We start from the raw sequence: 17101 nt of genomic DNA, 5'->3' as shown, positions 1-17101 counted from the left end.
CCCGCCGTGCCGTCGGCTGTCAGGCCAGGGCCGGGGCGGTCCGGCCGACCGTGCTGACCGAGGCGTAGACCGCGCTCAACTGCTCGGCGCAGCGCTTCCACGAGTACCGGCTGCGGACCCGGTCCAGCGCCGCCGTGGCGTACGCGAAGCGGCGGACCTTGTCGGCGAGCAGCCGGCGGATCGCGGTGCCCAACGCCCGGGGGTCCCGGGGCGGCACGAGGTCGCCGGTGAGGCCGTGGACGACCGTGTCGGCGATGCCGCCGACATTCGACCCGACGACGGGCACGCCGCAGGCCATGCCCTCGAGCGGGGCCAGCCCGACCGGCTCGTACCAGGGGGCGGCCACCAGGAGGTCCGCCGAGCGGTACCAGGCGGCCAACTCCGTGCGGGGTACCGCGCCGACCAGCTTCACCCGGTCGGCCACCCCGCAGGACTCGGCGAGCGCCCGGAGCCGGCGGGCGAAGCCGTCCGCGGGGAGCGACCGCGCCGGCGGGCCGCCGACCACCACGCACTCCGCGTCGGGGACGGCCGGCAGGGCCCGGATGACGTCCTGGAAGCCCTTGCGTTCCACCAACCGGCCGACGGTGACGATCCGCCGGCGGGTCGGGTCGCGCGGGGCGACGGGCCCGTCGGGACGGAAGAGCTCCTGGTCGACCCCGCAGGGGACCAGCACCATCCGGGACCGGGGCACGCCGAGGCGGACCAGCTCGCCGATCTCGTCCTGGCACTGCACGACGACCCGGTCGGCGGCCCGGCCCAGGGCCCGCTCGTAGCCGATCCGGCCTGGTGGACTGGTGTCCCGGGCGCCCTGCTGCCGCCGCGCGACGGTGCCGAGCGAGTGGTACGTCAGCACCACCGGGACCCCGGTGCGCCGGCCGGCGTGCAGGGTGGCCAGGCCGCTCATCCAGTGATGGGCGTGCGCCACGTCCGGCGTCCAGTCGCCGTCGCGCCACTGACCGGCCAGCCAGCGCCCGAACTCACCCAGGTGCGGCATCAGCTCACTGCCGGGCAACCGCAGCGCCGGCCCGGCCGGCACGTGGCACACCTGGTAGCCGTCCGGAGTGGACACGCTGTCGGGTTGGGCGGCGGACTCCCGGCGGGTGTAGACGCGGACGTCGTGCCCCTCGCGCACCAACGCGGCGGCCTGCTCCGCCACCCGCGTGTGCCGCCCGCCGGCCTCCCCGAGGGCGGCGAGCGGGCTGGCGTGCTCCGAGATCATCGCGATGCGCATGTCTTCCTCCATCGGCCGGCCCGGTCGTCCGGGAGCGGGTCGCGCCGCGGACGGTGTCGCCCCGCGAGCCCGTCGCACCCGCATGCGGAGTCCCCTACCCCCGGCCCTGTCGCCTAACCGCCGGCCCGCCGAGTTCTCGGCGGGCCGCCCGGCCGGCGGCGCGGACCCGGCCGGTGGTGGGGTGAGCAGCCTCACCACTGGTGGCCGGTCGGTCGCGGAGGGTCAGTTCCGGTCGTCGCGGAGCATGCCCGGGCCGAACACCTCGTAGGCGATCCGCTCCGCCGGCACCCCCCGCCGCAGCAGGCCACCCCGGACGGTGTTCATGAACGGCAGCGGCCCGCAGAGGTGCACGTGGGCGTCGGGGGAGAGCGGGATCAACGCGGGGTCGACCCGGCCGCCGGCCACCTCGGCGGCCAGCCCGGCCAGCTCGGCGTCGGTGACGTCCTCGTACCACAGAGCGGTGCGCAGGTTGGGCAGCGCGGCGTGCAGGCGTGGCAGTTCGCCGCGGAACGCGTGCGCCGCGCCGGCCCGGTCGGCGTGCACCAGCACCACCGGGCGGTGCGGCTCGGTGGCCGCCAGGTGCTCCAGGGCGGACATCGCCGGGGTCAGCCCGATGCCGGCGCTGACCAGCAGCAGCGGGCCCTCCCCGGCCACCGCGCTGACCTCGCCGAAGGGCGGGCTGAGCCGGAGGGTGTCGCCCTCGGCCACGTGCTCGTGCAGGAAGGTGGAGACCATGCCGTCGGGGCCGGCGTCGGTGCCGCGTACCCGCTTGACGGTGATCCGCCAGTGGTCGGCCCCCGGCCGGCCGGAGAGGCTGTACTGGCGGATCTGCTGCCCGCGGCCCTCGTCCAGGTCGACGGCGACCGAGGCGTACTGGCCCGGGACGAAGGTGGGCACCGGGCCGCCGTCGGCCGGGACCAGGGTGAACGAGACGACGTCCACCGCCTCGGTGACCCGACCGGTGACCCGCCAGTTCCGCCAGACCGACGCGCCCTCGGCGAGCCCCGCCCCGACGTAGAGGCGGGCCTCCCGGGCGATCAGCTCGCAGGCCAGCAGCCAGTACACCTCGTCCCAGGCCGCCGCGACCTCCGGGGTGACCGCGTCGCCGAGCACCTCGCCGACGGCGGCGAGCAGGTGCCGGCCGACGATTGTGTACTGGCCGGGGGTGATGCCGAGCGAGGCGTGCTTGTGCGCGATCCGGTCCAGGATCGGGCCCCACGGCGCGTTGCTGCCGCCGGTCAGGTGTTCCGCGTACGCGACCACGGAAGCCGCGAGCGCGGCCTTCTGCGCCCCGGTCGCCTGGTTGCCGCGGTTGAAGATGTCGAGCAGCTCCGGGTGGGCGTCGAACATCCGCTGGTAGAACCGGCCGGTGATCGCCTCGCCGTGCGCCTGTACGGCGGGCAGGGTCGCCGTCACCACTGCTGTTGAGGACTCCGAGAGCACGACTTGTCTCCTTATGCGCTGAACCGCTCGGGCCATGCCAGCAAAACAGGCATTCGAGATACCTCTTTAGGGCCGAAGGTCCCGGGTCGGGGGTCGGGTGGATCACAGATCGCGTCCGTCGGCCCGTGGTGGGGCGCGTCGGCGCTGGCTAGGGTCGGGACGTGAAGCTCAACCGGTCCACCGACATGGCGCTGCGGATCGCCATGCTCACCGCTGCGAACCCACGGCGGATGACCGTGGACGAGCTGGCCGACCAACTGGCGCTGCCCCGCAACCACGTGGCGAAGGTGGTGCAGCGGTTGCAGCGGCTCGGCGTGCTGGTCACGATCCGGGGCCGCTCCGGCGGGGTCGCCTTCGCCGAGGGCGGCCACGAGACCACGGTCGGGCGGGTGGTCCGGGCGTTCGAGGGCGACGACGAGGTGGTGTCCTGCGACGAGCCGGCCTGCTCGCTGCGCGCGGCCTGCCGGCTCCGGGACGAGCTGCGTCGGGCCCGTGACGCCTTCCTCGCCGTGCTGGACGGGGTGACCCTCGGCGGCCTCGTCGACGGGCCGACCGGTCCGGTGCTGCTCGCCCTCGGCCTGCCCCGCGCCCGCCCCGGGGCGTGACTGATCCGGGCGTGGACGCGGCGGAACCCCGCGCCGGGCGGCACGGGGTTCCGGGACGCGGTCGCGGTCAGGACACGGTGACGGAGCCGTCGGCGGCGCGGACGCAGGCCACGGAGCGGGCGCCGGTGGCGGCCGCGCCGGTCAGGCACTGCCCGAGCACCTGGTGGCCGGCGGCGTTCGGGTGCCAGGACTCCTGGCAGGTCTGGAAGTAGCTCACGCAGGTGTTCGCGATCCGCTGGATGGCGATCTTGTCCTTGCCGGCGAGGCTGGTGACGAAGACGCCGTTCGGCGGGCTGTCCTGGAGCCGGATCGGGGTGGCCAGCGCCCCGGTCGGGCTGGCCCCGGACTCGCAGAGCCGGGCGCCGTCGAAGGCCCGCTGCACGTTGAGGTGGACCAGGTCCGCGCCGGGGAACTCGGCGGCCAGGGCGTCGCGGGTGGACCGCACCAGGGTGCCCAGGCCCTGCGAGAAGCGGTGCCCCGGCAGCAGGCTGGCCCGGTGGATCGGGCAGCCGGCCGCGTACCGCTCGGCACCCAGCGCGCGGAACTTGTCCCGGGTGTCGTCCCGGCTGTCCTCGCTGTGGAAACTCGGCTCCAGGTCGAACGGCAGCGGGTTGGTGTAGTCCTGGAAGACGATCCGGTGCTGGCCGTCGGCGTCGATCTCGCGCAGCGTGGTGAGCAGCTGGCGTACGGCCGAGGTGGTCTCCGCGGTCGCGGCGCTCCACTGGGCGGCGGTGGCCAGGTCGGCGTCCGTGCAGGGCTCCTGCTCGACCGGCCCGCCCAGGTAGGCCCAGAACTCCCACCAGCCGGTCCAGGCGTCGGCGATGAACCGGTTGGCGCACTTCTCGGCGACGTCGCCGAAGGTGAACGAGCTGTTGTTCGAGCCGAGGCCGAGCAGCACCAGGTCGATGTCGTGGGTCTGGCCGACCGCGCGGAGCTGGTCGAGCTGGGCGGCCACCTGCCGGCCGCCGGCTCGGGCCGACGAGGCGGTGGCGATGTCGTGCGGCTGCCCGCCGGAACACGCGAGGTTGAACCGGTCCTGGATGCCCGGCAGGCTCGCCCGGTGCAGCGAGGCGTTCGCCGAACGGTGGCAGAAGAACGCGTTGCTGTTGGGCGCGGTCCAACCCGGGAAGCCCTGGGCGACCCCGGTGACGTCGACGACGGGGGTGTACGCGCCGGCGCCCTCGCCGCTGATGAAGCTGTCGCCGAGGGCGACCGCGGCGGTGGGTGGCGCCGCCGCGGCCGGGGCGGGCAGCCCGACGGCGGTCGACAGTGCGGCGGCGGCGACGGCGAGCGCCGCCGCGAGAGTCGTACGACGGAACCTGGACATGACGTCCTCCATCTGTACATCGAAATGTGAAAGATCCTCTCGGTCGCGATCCCATCACCTCTGCACGACGGACGTCAATGGCTCGGCGCGGAATGTTGCGGGACGCGCCCGCCCCAGTGCACCGGTCCGTTTCCACCTGGCGGCGGCCCCCCGGCGTCGACCACACCGCATCGCGGCGGCCCCCCGGCGTCGACCACACCGCATCGCGGCGGCCACCGGGTGCCATGACGGAACGTCGATCATCCGGCGGTACGGCGGCTGTCCTGAGGGCCTATGTCCCGCTTGTACTCACAGGATGTGACGGCTATGGACACCGGTCGAAGTGCGTCTCTACAGTTCCGGCGTCCGGCTTTCTACTTCCACGGGGGTTGCGGTGGCCGTCGGCCGCTCGATGCACGCTGTCCAGGTCCAGAAACGATCCGTACGCCGCCTGATGGCCGGCGGGCTCGCGGCGGCGCTCGGCGCCACCGTGCTGGCCCTGCCCGTGTCGGCCGCGCCGCCGGCCGCCGCCGGTACGGGCACCACCGAGGCCGCGCGGGCCGCCGCGGCGGCCGAGCGGACCGGCCAGCGGGTGGAGGTCCTCTCCGCCCGCACCGAGTTGACCCAGGTCTTCGCCAAGCCCTCCGGCGGCTTCGTCGCCGAGACCGCCGCCGTCCCGCAGCGGGTGCGTCAGAGCGACGGGTCCTGGGCCGACGTCGACCTCACCCTGCGCCGCGACGCGGGCGGGTTCCGTCCGGCGGTCTCCCCGGCCGACGTGCGGTTCTCGGCCGGCGGTCGCGGCCCGGCCACCACGCTGACCAGCGGTGGGAAGTCCCTGACCCTCGCCTGGCCGGGGGAGTTGCCCGCGCCGGTGGTCAGCGGGGACGCCGCCACCTATCCCGAGGTGCTGCCCGGGGTGGACCTGGTGCTCCGGGCCACCCACACCGGCTTCACCCATGTGCTCACGGTGAAGACCCCGCAGGCGGCCGCGAACCCGGCCCTGCGGGAGATCCGCTTCGACCTCGGCGGCGACGTGCGGGTCCGGCGCGACGCCGACGGCTCGCTGCGGGCGCTCGCCGGGGCGGCCGAGGTGGCACGCAGCGCGCCGGCCGAGATGTGGGACTCGACCGCGACCTCCGCCACCGGCCGGTCGGCCGCGGGGAAGTCCTCCGCCGCAGGCCCCGGCGCGGGGGCCCGGACGGCCCCGGTCGCCACCGCGATCGACGCCGCCGGCGACCTGGTGCTGCGCCCCACGCCGGGCCTGCTCGACCCGGCGCGGGCCAGCTTCCCGGTCTACATCGACCCGGCCTGGTCCTCGGGCGCGTCCCGCTGGGCGTACGCCACCAGCGACAACTTCACCAACAGCGACACCACCCGGGCCATCGTCGGGTTCCTCCCCGACAGCAACCGCACCTACCGCTCGTACTTCGAGTTTCCGACCAGCACCCTGGTCGGCAAGCACATCCAGTCGGCATACGTGCGGATGAAGCTGGACCACTCCTGGAGCTGCTTCGCCACGCCGACCTACATGTACCAGTCGGCGCCCATCGCGACCACCCCGCGCACCGCTTGGGCGCCAACGCTGACCACGCTCAGGGCCAGCGCCAGCGCCAGCGCGTGCGCCAGCGTCACCAGTCCGCAGCCTGACGCCATCATGAACTTCGCCGGGAGCAACGTCACGGCGGCCATCCGGACCCAGGCCGCCACCGGCGCTACCTCGATCACGTTCGGCTTCTGCGCGTGCAGCGACTCGGCCGGCACCGGCGAGGGCGACCAGAACCGGTACAAGAAGTTCTACCCGGAGGAGGCCCGCCTGGTGGTCGACTACGACTCGCTGCCCGGCCAGCCGACCGGCCTCCAGGTCGGCGGGCAGGCCTGCGTCACCGGCGACCGGGTCGCCCTCGCGACCCCGCCGACCCTGTCGGCCGTCTTCCCCGACGGGGACGCCGGCCAGATCCTGCAGACCGCGTACGAGCTGCTGGAGATCCCGGCCTCGGGCAGCTACGACAGCAGCACGCCGCGGCTGACCCCGCCGGCCGGCTCGGCGGTGACCGCCGGCGCCCGCTCCACCACGGCGCCCGTGACCGGCGTCCTCGGCGGCAAGGCGTACGCGTGGCGTGCCCGCAGCACCGACCCCGCGCCGTACGGTCTGCTCAGCCCCTGGTCGGCGTGGTGCGAGTTCACCGTCGACGACCAGCCCCCGACGGTGACCGTCGACCCGGTCACCAACCCCGCCCCGCCCGGCCAGTTCTACACCTACAAGCTCCGCTCGCCCGACCCCGACGTGGTGATGTTCCGCTACGGCTGGACCAGCCCGCCCACCGAGGAGGCGGAGGCCGGCACCACTCTCGGCTACCCGGGGAAGACCGTCTCCGTGACGCTGACCACCCCGGCGTACGGCACGAACACTCTGTACGTGGCGGCCGTGGACAGTGCCGGGAACGTCGGGTACGGCTCCCTTGTTGTGCAGGTGGACCCGCCCGCGGCCGGCTGACCCGCGAACCGGTCACGGCGCCGCCGGGCGCCGGATCCGGACAGACCACGCGACGACGCCGCCGAGGCCCGCACCACACGACGTGGTGCGGGCCTCGCTGCGGGGCGCCGTCGTCCTGTCGCATCTCCCGGTTAGGCTCGCTGCGGCGCGCCGGCCGACCGCCGATGTCGGACGCGGCACCACACCGCCGAGACCTGGGAGTACGACCAGTTGACCGCAGAGCCTGAGACCCTGTACGGGGCCGACGACCTCACGCACCTCGAGGGGCTGGACGCCGTCCGCAAGCGGCCCGGCATGTACATCGGCTCCACCGACAGCCGTGGCGTGGGTCACCTCGTCAACGAGATCCTCGACAACTCCACCGACGAGGGCGTCGCCGGCCACGCCTCGAAGGTCGAGGTGACGCTGCACGCCGACGGCTCTGTCCAGGTCGACGACGACGGGCGGGGCATCCCCACCGACGTGCACGCCAAGTCCGGCATCTCCGGCGTCGAGCTGGTGCTGACCCGGCTGCACGCCGGCGGCAAGTTCGGCGGCTCCGGCTACAAGACCTCCGGCGGCCTGCACGGCGTGGGCGCCTCGGCGGTCAACGCCCTGTCCCGCCGGTTCGACGTCACGGTCCGCCGGGGCGGCAAGATCCACGCGATGTCGTTCCGGCACGGCGTGCCGGGGATCTTCGACGGCGACGGCCCCGAGGCGGCCTTCACCCCGGGCCCCGGGCTCCAGATCGTCGGCGCGATGAAGCGCGGCCAGCGCAGCGGCACCTCGATCCGCTGGTGGCACGACGCGCGCTACTTCGAGACCGGCGCCGCGTTGGATGCGGACGCCGTCCGGATGAAGCTGCGCAACACGGCCTTCCTGGTCCCCGGCGTGAGCTACACGCTGCGCGACCACACCGGCGAGGAGCCGACCGAGGAGCGCTTCCACTACCCCAACGGCCTGACCGACATGGTGGAGTTCCTCGCCCCGGCCGGCGACCGGCCGGTCTCCGGCACGCTGCTGGTCACCGGCGAGGGCACCTACCGGGAGAACGCCGCCGACGCCAACGGGGTCATGCAGTCCAACGTGCAGCGGCGGGCCGAGGTCGAGGTGGCCTTCCGCTGGGGCACCGGCTACGAGCGCACCGTCGAGTGCTTCACCAACACCATCCGCAACGCCCACGGCGGCACCCACCGCAAGGGCTTCGAGCGGGCCCTGGCGCGCACCCTCGCCGACGCCGTCCGCAACACCCGTGGCCTGCTGAAGGCCAAGGAGGACCCGCCCACCCTGGACGACGTCCTGGAGGGCATGACGGCGGTCGTCCACGTCCGGATCCCGGAGCCGCAGTTCACCTCGCAGACCAAGGACGAGCTCTCCACCGCCGGCATCACCAAGGTGATGCAGTCGCTGGTCGAGCAGCACCTGAAGTCCTGGCTGGAGGACCGGAGGACCAAGGCCGAGGCGCGTACGGTCCTGCAGAAGATCGTCGATGCGGCCCGGGTGCGGCTGACCCAGAAGCAGCAGAAGGACGCCGCCCGGCGCAAGACCGCCCTGGAGGGCGCGTCGATGCCGGCCAAGCTGGTCGACTGCCGCGCGGCGGGCATCGAGCGCAGCGAGCTGTTCATCGTGGAGGGCGACAGCGCCCTCGGGACAGGTCGACTTGCTCGATCTGCCGAATACCAGGCGCTTCTTCCGATCCGAGGCAAGATCCTCAACGTGCAGAAGGCCAACCTCCAGCAGGTGCTCGACAACGCCGAGTGCGCCGCCATCGTGCAGGTGCTCGGCGCCGGCTCGGGCCGCACCTTCGACCTGTCGGCCCTGCGGTACGGCCGGGTGCTGATCATGGCGGACGCCGACGTGGACGGCGCGCACATCCGCACCCTGCTGATCACGCTCTTCGCCCGCTACATGCGGCCGCTGATCGAGGCCGGCCGGCTCTACGCGGCCATGCCGCCCCTGCACAAGATCACCACCAAGGGGCGCAACCCGCAGACGATCTACACCTACACCCAGGCCGAGATGGAGGCGACCGTCCGCAAGCTGGAGAAGGCCGGCAAGCAGATCGTCACCCCGATCCAGCGCTTCAAGGGTCTCGGCGAGATGGACGCCGACGAGCTGTGGGAGACCACGATGAACCCGGCCACCCGGGCGGTCCGCCGGATCACCCTCGACGACGTCGACGCCGCCGAGCGGATCCTCGAGCTGCTGATGGGGGAGAAGGTCGAGCCGCGCCGCAACTGGCTGATCGACTCCGCCGACCGGGTCGACCGCGAGGCGATCGACGCATGACCAGGCCCGCCACCACCCGTCCGGAAGAGAGCTGACCGATGGCACGCCGCAAGGACGACCGCGCCAAGGTGGACCTGTCCGCCTTCGACCAGGCCGGCGCGCGGGTCTTCGACAACCCGCTGGTCACCGAGGTCTCCGACTCCTACCTGGAGTACGCCTTCTCGGTGATCCACTCGCGGGCCCTCCCCGACGCCCGCGACGGCCTCAAGCCGGTGCACCGGCGCATCCTCTGGTCGATGTACGAGCAGGGGCACCGCCCCGACCGGGGGCACGTGAAGTCCGCCCGGATCGTCGGCGACGTGATGGGTAAGTACCACCCGCACGGCGACACCGCGATCTACGACGCGATGGTCCGGCTCGCCCAGGACTTCTCGCTCAACGCCCCGCTCATCGACGGGCACGGCAACTTCGGCAGCCCGGACGACGGGCCGGCGGCGGCGCGCTACACCGAGGCCCGGATGTCGCGGGAGGCCATGCTGCTCGTCGGCGAGCTGGGCGAGGACACGGTCGACGTGGAGCCCAACTACGACGGCTCCCTGACCCAGCCCACCGTGCTGCCGGCGGCTTTCCCCAACCTGCTGGTCAACGGCGCGTCGGGGATCGCGGTCGGCATGGCGACGAACATGATCCCGCACAACCTCGGCGAGGTGGTCTCCGCCGCCCGCTGGCTGATCAACCACCCAGACGCCACGCTGGACAAGCTCATGGAGTTCGTCCCCGGGCCCGACCTGCCCACCGGTGGCCTGCTGCTCGGGCTCGACGAGGTGCGCCGTGCCTACGAGACCGGGCGCGGCGTGGTCCGCATGCGGGGCCGGGTGGAGATCGGCCCGCTGGAGGGCAGCCGGGGCCGGCAGGCGATCACGGTCGTCGAGCTGCCGTACGGCGTCGGCGCGGAGAAGGTCATCGCCGCGATCACCAACGAGGTCAACAAGACCAAGCGGCTCACCGGCATCGCCGACGTCAAGGACCTCACCGACCGGGAGAGCGGCACCCGGCTGGTCATCGAGTGCAAGGTCGGGGTCAACCCGCAGGCCCTGCTTGCCGACCTCTACCGGCTCACCCCGCTGGAGCAGTCGTTCGGCGTCAACAACCTGGTGCTGGTCGACGGGCAGCCGCAGACCCTCGGGTTGAAGGCGCTGCTGGAGGTCTTCCTGGCCCACCGGTACGAGGTGGTGACCCGGCGCAGCTCCTACCGCCGCCGCAAGCGCGAGGAGCGGCTGCACCTGGTCGACGGTCTGCTGATCGCCCTGCTCGACATCGACAAGGTGGTCAAGCTGATCCGGGCCAGCGAGGACGCCCAGGCCGCCAAGGACGGCCTGATGCAGAAGTTCAGGCTCTCCGAGATCCAGGCCACCTACATCCTGGACACTCCGCTTCGCCGCCTGACCAAGTACGACCGGATCGAGCTGGAGGCCGAGCAGGAGAAGCTCCGCACGGAGATCGCCCAGCTCTCCACGATCCTCGACGACCCGAAGGTGCTGAAGAAGGTCGTCTCGGACGAGCTGGCGGCGGTGGTGAAGCAGTTCGGTGCCCCGCGCCGCACCACGCTGGTCGACGGCGACCTCAAGGAGGTGCTGGCGGCCTCCGTGCCGGCCGGCCCGCTGGAGGTCGCCGACGACCCGTGCCAGGTGATCCTGTCCGCGACCGGGCTGGTCGCCCGGACCGCGGCGGAGTCGGAGGAGGCGTCCGAGGGGCGCCGGCGGCACGGCCGCGTCAAGCACGACGCCGTACGCGCCATCGTCCACTCCACCGCGCGGGGTCGGGTGTTGCTGGTGACCAGCGCCGGCCGCGCGTTCAAGGTCGACGTGCTGCCGCTGCCGGTGCTGCCCGAGCAGGCCGGGACGGTGTCGCTGCGCGGCGGGATGGCGGCCGCCGAGCTGGTGCCGCTGGAGCCGGGGGAGACGGTGGTCGGGCTGGCACCGCTGGGGCCGACGGCCGAGGGCTCACCGGGGCTGGCGCTGGGCACCCGGCAGGGCGTGGTCAAGGTCTGCGCGCCGGAGTGGCCCGTCCGCTCCGACGAGTTCGAGGTGATCGGCCTGCGCGAGGGCGACGAGGTGGTCGGGGCGACCTGGCTCACCGACGGGGCGGAGACGCTCACCTTCGTCACCTCGGAGGCGTCGCTGCTGCGCTTCCCCGCCGGGCTGGTCCGTCCGCAGGGCGTCAAGGGCGGCGGCATGGCGGGCATCAACCTGCCGGCCGGCGCCCGGGTGGTCTTCTTCGGCGCGGTCCGCACCGACGACCCGGGTAACGGCGAGCCGATGGTGGTCACCTCCACGGGAGCCACGGTGAAGGTGACGCCGTTCCAGGCGTACCCGGCGAAGGGGCGGGCGACCGGCGGGGTGCGCGCCCATCGCTTCCTCAAGGGTGAGACCGACGTGGTGGTCGCCTGGGTCGGGTCGCGTCCGGTGGGCGCGACCGCCACCGGTGAGCCGGTGGAGCTGCCGGCGGCCGACCCGCGCCGCGACGGCTCCGGCTTCGCCGTCATGCTCGGCCCCACCGTCGTCGGCCACCAGGTAGAACGCGACTGACCCCCCGGCCGGGCGAGGGACGGCTGCTGACGCAGCCGCCCCTCGCCCGTCCCCCCACCCGCCTACTCCCCGCGTTGATCATGAAGTTGTTGCGCGACACGCCGGTGTCGAGGACAACAACTTCATGATCAACGGGCTCCGGCCCGGGGTCAGAGTTCGGGTTCGGGGGTTTGGCGGGGGGTGGGGGTGGTGCCGCGGAGGCGGGCCACCAGGCGCATGCCGTGGTGGACGACCAGGGCGGCGGCGGTGCCCAGGGCGATGCCGTTGAAGGGGAGGTCGCCGGCGGTGAGGGTGTAGTTGGCGGCGCCGACGATCACGGCGACCGCCGCCGTCATCAGGTTCACCGGGTCGTGGAAGTCCACCCGGTTCTCGATCCAGATCCGGGCGCCGAGGATCGCGATGAGGCCGTAGAGGGCGGTGGTGGCGCCGCCGAGCACGCCGGCCGGCACGGTGAGGATCAGCGCGCCGAACTTCGGGCTGAGCCCCAGCAACACCGCCGCCACGCCGGCCACCCAGTACGCGGCGGTGGAGTAGACCCGGGTCGCGGCCATCACGCCGATGTTCTCCGCGTACGTGGTGGTGCCGGAGCCGCCGGCGGAGCCGGCGAGCACGGTGGCCAGCCCGTCGCCCAGGAACGCCCGGCCCATGTCCCGGTCCAGGTTGCGGCCGGTCATCGCGGCGACCGCCTTGACGTGGCCGGCGTTCTCGGCGATCAGCACCAGGATCACCGGGATCACCAGCACCACCGCGCGCAGGCTGAAGCTCGGCGCGTGGAACTCCGGCAGGCCGACCCACGCGGCGTCCCGCAGCCCGTCGACCGCCTTCGGGTCAAGGTCGCCGAGCGCCGCGGCGAGCAGCCAGCCGACCAGCACACCCAGCAGGATGGACAGTCGGGCCAGGAAGCCCCGGAAGGCGACCGTGGCGAGCAGGATCGCGGCCAGGGTCACCACCGCGATCAGCGGCTGCGCCTTCACCCCGGTGCCGCTGCCGCCGCCGTCCCACGCGACCGGGGCGAGGTTCAGGCCGATCAGCGCGACGATCGCCCCGGTGACGACCGGCGGCATCAGCGCGTCGATCCAGCGCGACCCGGCGAGCTGCACGACCAGCCCGACGCCGGCCAGCGCGACGCCGGCCACGACGATGCCGCCCAGCGCCGGGCCGATGTCCCCGCCGGCCTTCGCGGCCAGCACCGGCGCGATGAAGGCGAACGACGAGCCGAGGTACGAGGGCAGCCGGTTGCCGGTGATCAGCAGGAACAGCAGCGTGCCGAGCCCGGAGAAGAAGAGGGTGGTGGCCGGCGGAAAACCGGTGATCAGCGGCACCGTGAAGGTGGCGCCGAACATGGCCACGACGTGCTGCACGCCGACGCCGAGCGTGCGTGGCCAGGACAGCCGTTCGTCGGGGTGGACCACGTCGCCGGGGCGGACGGACCGGCCGTCGCCGTGGACCGCCCAGGCGGACCAGCGGGAGCGCGGCTCGGTGGAGGACTTGGTCATGGGTCGCCCTTCGCGTCGTCAAGAGGTGACGGGGGCGCTGACGAAACCCAGGAGTCGTTTCTAGCAGAGCGCCGCCCCGCCCCGCCCGCCACCCCGGCCACCAGGCACGGTCGGTCCCGCACCTGATGCCCTGTCATGCGGCCGATGGCGTTTTTGTCCGGGCAGGAGGTGCAAGATCGGCGGACGGGGGACCGGGACGGGAGTCAGCTGCCGGTGAGGATCCGGTCGTGGTCGGGGCCGGACTGGCGGACGATCGCCGGTGCCGGATGCGTGGGGCGGAGCGTGAGCAGGCTGCCCACCAGGCCGGAGAAGAGCACGACCACGCCGAGCGCGATCGCGGTGGCCGAGGGGAGCACCACCCGCAGCGTGTCGTGCGGGTTCAGGTCGCCGAACCCGTCCAGCCCCCAGTAGGCGACCGCCCCCACGGTGCCGGCGACGCCGGCGACGAGCAGCAGCAGGCCGACGGTGACGCTGGTCTCCAGCCGCAGCAGACGGATCCAGCGGTCGGACGCGCGCTGCGGGACGAGCCTCTCCTGCCGGCCGTAGATCTCGGCGAGGCCACCGAAGAGCACGAGCTGCACCCCGACGAGCACCATCAGGCAGGCGTACACGAGCGTGCTGACGTCGAGGCGGACCGGGCCGAGGGTCAGCGGGCCCGGGGTGAGCGCCCCCACGCCGGCCAGCCCGAGCGCGGTCAGCGCGGCGCCCGGCCGGACGAGGGTCTTGCGCGGCGCGAACACCAGCAGGAACCGCAGGTGCCGCCAGCCGTCCCGCCAGGTCCGCAGGTGCGGCGGGCGGGACCGGCCGTCCGGCGACAGCGTGGTCGGCACCTCGACGATGTCGTACCCGGCCAGCGCGGCGCGCACCACCAGCTCGGAGGCGAACTCCATGCCCGGCATGCACAGCCCGAGCGCGCGGATCCGCTCGGCGTTGAAGCCGCGCATGCCGCAGTGGAAGTCCCGGACCTCGCGCAGCCCGAACAGCCGCCGGCCGAGCCAGCTCAGGACCGGGTTGCCCAGGTAGCGGTGCAGGGGCGGCATGGCGCCCGGTGCGATGCCGCCCCTGAACCGGTTGCCCATCACCACGTCGTGACCGGCGCGCAGCGCCTCGACGAACGGGCCGAGGTCGGCCAGCGCGTACGAGTCGTCGGCGTCGGCCATGATGACGTACCGGCCGCGCGCCTGGTCGATGCCGTTGAGCAGGGCGCCGCCGTAGCCGCGGATGGGGGCGTGCGCCACCCGGGCCCCGGCCCGCTCGGCGATCTCCTGGGACCCGTCGGTGGAGCCGTTGTCGGAGACCAGCACCTCCCCGACGACCCCACACTCCCGCAGCGAGCGCAGCGCCTTGCGGACGCAGACCTCCAGCGTCTCAGCCTCGTTGAGGCACGGCAGCAGCACCGTGACCTCGATCTCCGGTTCGTTCGTCATGCTCCCCGTTGCTTTCTGCCGTGGTGGGCGCGAGCCGGTCCGGCTCGCCGTCAGCCGAGATGAGCCCGACCGGATCGCCGTCGGCCGGCGGGCGTCCGACCGGATCGCCGTCGGCCGGCGCGGACCGATCCGTCGGGCGGGGTGTCGAGCGCAGCCGCTGCCAGCCGAGAGCGGCGGCGATCGGGAGGAACGCCAGGGCCGGCAGGCCGTAGCGGTGGTCGAACATCGACGTGGCCACCGAGAAGACCATGATCCCGAGGCCGATGCCGACGTACAGCAGGGCGATCAGGCTCAGCCGCAGCCGGCCCCGGCGCGGCCACACCGCCCCGACCAGCGCGATCAGCACCATGACGGCCAGGACCGGCGGCGGGGTGACGCCGTAACGGCCGTAGCCGTGCAGGAAGCGGCTGGCCGCGTTCGGCTCGACGTCCCGCGACGGCGCCGGTCTCCACTCGTAGCCGGGGCTGGCGGTGCGCGGCACGCAGTCGTGGTCGGCCGCCCAGTCGGTCGGCGCGAGCTGCGGTCGCCACCAGTTGGCCAGGCACGACTCGGTCGGCGCGAGGGGGGTCGGCCAGAAGTAGCGCGCGGTGTCCGACGCCACGGCGGCCAGGTAGTCGCCGGGCTGCTGGCGGAGCACCTCCCGGGCGAACTCGTCGAGGTCCTCGGGGCGTTCGGCGTTACGGATGGGGCTGTCCCGGTTCCAGATGAACCAGTCGGGCCGGGCGGGGCGCTGGTCCAGCGGCTGCGTCGGGCAGAGCTTGCGCAGCCCCGGCCGCAGTTCCAGCCGGTCGCAGTCGGCGATCTGCGCGGTCCGTCCGTAGAGGAACTTCCCGCCCTCCAGCCCCAGCGCGCCCTTGACGGTGCCGATGCCGGCGAAGGCGGCACCGAAGAACACGACGATGCCGAGCAGGTACGCGGCGGGGGCCCGCCAGCCGCGCCACGGCACGAGGAGGAACAGCAGCAGGGCGCCGAGGGCGACCACGCCGGTGGGTCGGGTCGCCATGCCCAGTGCGACGGCGACGCCCGCGCCCAGGGCGGCGAGCGTCCCGGGGCGTTCCCGGCGGACCAGCAGCAGCGCCGCGACGGCCAGCGCGGTGGTGAACAGCGTCTCGGTGAGCAGGTACTGCTCCAGCGTGAGCTGGGTGGCGTCGAGCAGGATCGGCGTCGCGGCGAGCGTGGCCGGCCAGGGGCCGACGCCCAGGCGGCGCAGCAGCAGGTAGGCCGCGATGCCCAGGGCGAGCCCGGCGAGGTGCTGGACGGCCACCACGGAGGCGACGCTGCCGGTCCACTCGAAGGCCCTGAGCAGCCACGGGTACGTCCACCGGGCCGGCATGTCCGGCCACTGTGCGGAGAGCCGGAGGTACGTGCCGGAGTCGCCCTGGAACCACAGCGCGGGCGGGTACGCCGCCATCGTCGTGATCCGCAGCGCGAGGCCGGCGGCGAGCACGACGACGAGCCCGACGTGGCGACGCAGCAGTGCGGGGAGGGAACGAGCGCCGACCCGCCGTGCGGCCGGGCGTCCAACGAGCACGAAAAGCTCCAGGAGACAGCGGAGAGTGATTGAATGGTCAAGCTAGCACGGTGACCGGTGACGGGGGGTCCACCGACCCGGACCCGAGGGCGGCTCAGGCGACGCCGGCGGGTCGAAACTGGACGCTGACCCGGGGCCCGACGGGGCGGGCGGTCTTCGGCACCGCGTGCTCCCAGGTGCGCTGGCAGGAGCCGCCCATCACCACGAGGTCGCCGTGCCCGAGCGGAAAGCGCAGGCTGTCGCCGCCGCCCCTGGGCCGCAGCAGCAGCGTGCGCGGCGAGCCGAACGAGACGATGGCGACCATCGTGTCGGTGTGCGCGGAGCGGCCCTGGGTGTCGCCGTGCCAGGCGACGCTGTCCCGGCCGGAGCGGTAGAGGCACATGCCGGCGGTGACGAAGGGCTCGCCGAGCTCGGGGGCGTAGTGCCGGGTGAGCGCGGCACGCGCCCGCGTGAGCAGCGGGTGTGGCAGCGGCCGGTGGCCGGAATACCAGCACAGCAGCCGCGGCACGTCGACCTCGGCGTCGTACATCGTGCGGCGCTCGGCCCGCCACGGCACGTCCCGCAGCAGCGTGTCGAAGACCTGGTCGGAGCCGGCGACCCAGCCGGGGAGGTGGTCGACCCACGCGCCCCGGGTGAGCGGGTGCCGGCGCAGCCGGCCGGCCAGCGGACCCAGCGACGGCCCCGCGTCGGTCAGGTCCAGCATCGACGGCTGGTAGGCGGCCCCGGTCATCCGCCCAGCGTACCGGCCCGGTTGGCACAGGTGTACGACGCG

The 17101-nt window shown here is 73.6% G+C and carries 11 protein-coding genes; 4 read left to right on the top strand and 7 right to left on the bottom strand.

Annotated elements, in window-relative coordinates; translation table 11 throughout:
• Positions 1-19 precede the first annotated feature (19 nt).
• The gene (locus tag ACGF5G_RS27065; protein WP_393267671.1) at positions 20-1231 is read right to left on the bottom strand and encodes a glycosyltransferase; all 1212 of its coding nucleotides are present in this window, start codon (positions 1229-1231) and stop codon (positions 20-22) included.
• Positions 1232-1453: 222 nt separating this feature from the next.
• The gene (locus tag ACGF5G_RS27060; RefSeq protein ID WP_393267669.1) at positions 1454-2710 is read right to left on the bottom strand and encodes a globin domain-containing protein; all 1257 of its coding nucleotides are present in this window, start codon (positions 2708-2710) and stop codon (positions 1454-1456) included.
• A 125-nt stretch (positions 2711-2835) separates the two neighbouring features.
• Here ACGF5G_RS27060 and ACGF5G_RS27055 point away from each other — a divergent pair, with 125 nt between their 5' ends.
• Positions 2836-3279, top strand: coding sequence for an RrF2 family transcriptional regulator (locus ACGF5G_RS27055; protein ID WP_393267666.1), 444 nt, complete (start codon positions 2836-2838; stop codon positions 3277-3279).
• Between the two features lie 67 nt (positions 3280-3346).
• Here the strand turns inward: ACGF5G_RS27055 and ACGF5G_RS27050 are convergent, their stop codons facing one another.
• Entirely contained in the window at positions 3347-4606 is a 1260-nt protein-coding gene (locus ACGF5G_RS27050) for a hypothetical protein (protein WP_393267663.1), read from the bottom strand.
• 322 nt (positions 4607-4928) lie between these two features.
• Here ACGF5G_RS27050 and ACGF5G_RS27045 point away from each other — a divergent pair, with 322 nt between their 5' ends.
• The 3 genes from ACGF5G_RS27045 (at position 4929) to ACGF5G_RS27035 (ending at position 11875) form a co-directional block, all read left to right on the top strand.
• The gene (locus tag ACGF5G_RS27045) at positions 4929-7079 is read left to right on the top strand and encodes a hypothetical protein (RefSeq protein ID WP_393267660.1); all 2151 of its coding nucleotides are present in this window, start codon (positions 4929-4931) and stop codon (positions 7077-7079) included.
• Positions 7080-7289: 210 nt separating this feature from the next.
• A complete protein-coding gene (locus tag ACGF5G_RS27040; protein ID WP_393267658.1) occupies positions 7290-9347 on the top strand; it encodes a type IIA DNA topoisomerase subunit B in 2058 nt (685 codons plus the stop codon).
• Positions 9348-9385: 38 nt separating this feature from the next.
• The gene (locus ACGF5G_RS27035; RefSeq protein WP_393267656.1) at positions 9386-11875 is read left to right on the top strand and encodes a DNA topoisomerase (ATP-hydrolyzing) subunit A; all 2490 of its coding nucleotides are present in this window, start codon (positions 9386-9388) and stop codon (positions 11873-11875) included.
• Positions 11876-12024: 149 nt separating this feature from the next.
• On the opposite strand, the gene ACGF5G_RS27030 is transcribed toward ACGF5G_RS27035, so the two are convergent.
• The 4 genes from ACGF5G_RS27030 to ACGF5G_RS27015 form a co-directional block, all read right to left on the bottom strand.
• On the bottom strand, positions 12025-13371 hold the full coding sequence (locus tag ACGF5G_RS27030) for a uracil-xanthine permease family protein (RefSeq protein WP_393267653.1): 1347 nt from the start codon (positions 13369-13371) through the stop codon (positions 12025-12027).
• Positions 13372-13574: 203 nt separating this feature from the next.
• On the bottom strand, positions 13575-14798 hold the full coding sequence (locus ACGF5G_RS27025) for a glycosyltransferase family 2 protein (RefSeq protein WP_393267650.1): 1224 nt from the start codon (positions 14796-14798) through the stop codon (positions 13575-13577).
• Positions 14740-16329, bottom strand: a complete 1590-nt coding sequence (locus ACGF5G_RS27020) for a glycosyltransferase family 39 protein (protein WP_393267647.1) — start codon at positions 16327-16329, stop codon at positions 14740-14742. The genes ACGF5G_RS27025 and ACGF5G_RS27020 overlap by 59 nt, the downstream gene beginning before the upstream one ends.
• Positions 16330-16423: 94 nt before the next feature.
• Positions 16424-17059: an alpha-ketoglutarate-dependent dioxygenase AlkB gene (locus ACGF5G_RS27015; RefSeq protein ID WP_393267644.1), complete on the bottom strand. Its 636-nt coding sequence runs from the start codon at positions 17057-17059 to the stop codon at positions 16424-16426.
• Positions 17060-17101 lie beyond the last annotated feature (42 nt).

It is taken from the genome of Micromonospora sp. NPDC047730, assembly GCF_043204765.1.
Classification (GTDB): Bacteria; Actinomycetota; Actinomycetes; order Mycobacteriales; family Micromonosporaceae; genus Micromonospora.
Note: the sequence above shows the minus strand (reverse complement) of the source record. Positions and strands in the feature narration are given on the sequence as shown.